The sequence below is a fragment of the Gemella haemolysans genome (assembly GCF_901873445.1).
In the GTDB taxonomy this organism is placed as follows: Bacteria; Bacillota; Bacilli; order Staphylococcales; family Gemellaceae; genus Gemella; species Gemella haemolysans_C.
This window is the reverse complement of the sequence record NZ_CABFLN010000065.1, coordinates 1-2,088: the sequence shown is the minus strand read 5'-3', so window position 1 is coordinate 2,088 and position 2,088 is coordinate 1. Positions and strand designations below refer to the sequence as shown.

General features: G+C 26.2%; 3 protein-coding genes and 1 pseudogene. 1 reads left to right on the top strand and 3 read right to left on the bottom strand.

From position 1 onward, the window contains the following. The coding region (locus tag JX287_RS09135; RefSeq protein ID WP_430537379.1) for an IS3 family transposase at window positions 1–81 on the top strand (81 nt) is incomplete at its 5' end. A gap of 201 nt (window positions 82–282) precedes the next feature. Here JX287_RS09135 and JX287_RS07765 read toward each other — a convergent pair. From JX287_RS07765 to JX287_RS09000, 3 genes and pseudogenes are all read right to left on the bottom strand, one after another. Next, window positions 283–936: pseudogene (locus JX287_RS07765) on the bottom strand (oleate hydratase); the annotation flags it as partial. Between the two features lie 117 nt (window positions 937–1,053). Further along, window positions 1,054–1,557, bottom strand: coding sequence for a hypothetical protein (locus tag JX287_RS07760; protein WP_239650373.1), 504 nt, complete (start codon window positions 1,555–1,557; stop codon window positions 1,054–1,056). A 47-nt stretch (window positions 1,558–1,604) separates the two neighbouring features. Further along, window positions 1,605–1,769, bottom strand: a complete 165-nt coding sequence (locus JX287_RS09000) for a hypothetical protein (protein WP_239650372.1) — start codon at window positions 1,767–1,769, stop codon at window positions 1,605–1,607. Window positions 1,770–2,088: the final 319 nt, after the last annotated feature.

Here is a 2,088-nt window from a genome sequence, read left to right as displayed (position 1 = left end):
TATTATAATGAAGAGAGAATAAAAGAGAAACTAGGATGGTTAAGTCCTAAGCAATATAGAATAAAACATATGACTGTGTAAATATAAAAAAGATAGCGTGTAAATATAAAAAAGATAGCGTGTAAATATAAAAAAGATAGCGTAGCAGTCATTACAACTACTACGCTATCCTAAGTCTAACTTTTTGGGGTCAGATCATTCCACTATCGTCTTTTCTATCTATTATGTATTTTTTATAACTATAACCTAGAAAAATATATCTAAATCAATCCTGCATCTTTTTGAATCTCGTGCTGTTACTATACCACCTGTTACTACTTTACCAACATAAGGATCTCGTTTACTAATTTTTTCAATATACTCTGCGATTCTTTTATCTGTTATGGTTGTTGTTGCTGAAACAAACCAGCTTTAATCTGGAAGATTCTCACAAAATACTTCTGGACGTCCAAAACGCTCATCTTGTTTGGCTAAGTTTTTCCAAAATTACCAAGCTCCACCAAATTCTTTGCTGACTGGAGCTGAAGTATCATTGTTACCATATGTTGTAGATGCTGTGATACTATCATTTGTAACAAATACTAAATCATCTTCTGTTAATTCTCTAACAACAGGTTCTCCGTTTACTTCTAAGATTAAATGTTTAGCTACTAAATCTTTTCCTTGTTTTTCAACTTTAATATCTTTAACTACAGTATTGTATTCAAAAGTTACACCATGATTTTCTAAATATTTAACTAATTGTAGAACTAATGATTCATATTGATTATATTTAGTGAATTTAAGTGCTGATAAATCAGGTAGTCCTTTAATATGATGAATAAATCTCAACATATATCTACACATTTCGGCAACTGAGTTCCATTTTCCAAAAGCAAAATAAGTCCAGAAATTAGACTCAAAAAATTCACTACTAAAGAAATCTGTTATTTTCATACCTTGAAAAATCATGTTAGTTTTGAATAATTGTACATTTTTATTTTATAACTTTTGTACATTTTTATATTGACATTTACAATAATAAGTTAATTAAATTATTTTTTATCAATCCAACTAAGTGCTTACTATGTTAGCAATTTCAATAGGATGCTTAATATACATCTCATGACCACAATCTTCCAGTAACTCAACATCAAAATATTTTGGAAGTTTATCTAGTGATATCTTTCTCCATTCAGGTTCTTCCTCATATGCCGGAGCTATAAATAATACATCTTTTGATTCTAAATTTCTTTGGAATGGCCTAATAACTCGACGTAATTTAAATAAATAAAAAACTTTTTCAAAATCTAAATCTAATTCAAATTTATCAGAAGTATTATTATATCGATATAAATGTCTTAATGCTTGTTCTAGATTTTCTGACCAATAATATGACTTAGATTTTTTATTTATTATAACTTCTTCTAAATTTGTAAAAGTATGCTGCTCAAAATAAGCTTTTGTTGCTTCTATCTCATTTTCAAGAAGAATAGTCTCGTCTAAGTTCAAATATCCCCTATCTAATAAAATAAGTTTAGTTACTTTTGAACAACGTGATGCTAAAAATCTAGACAAATCATCTCCTAGTGAATGACCAATTAAATAAACCTCTTCACCATTTTTTATTTCATTATCAAACCAACTTTGTAATGTTTTTTATCTTGTATCATTTCTTTATAAGGATTTAGATAAACAGTATCCATATATAGCTCTTCAAAAAAATCCTTCACAAAATAATAGTTACTACCTAAACCACCTATAAAATACGCTTTTATTCTTCTACTCATCAATACTTACCCCTCTAAAATATACATTAAATTTCAAAAATATATTAATAGTATACTCAATACTATTCCAATTTCTATTACTTAAATTTATTAGTAATTAAAATATAGTAATATTACAATATAATATATTTTCAAAAATAATAAAAAACTAATAATACTTTGCTTTAAATCTATAATATTTTTGTAGTAGAATAAAAAATCGAAGCTAATTTCTTAACTTCGACTTTTTACTATTACTCAAAATCCCTAGAGTAATTAGGTTTTATTTTAATAATATATAAATTATTTGAATTTATTATATTATTTCCCCTATACTACC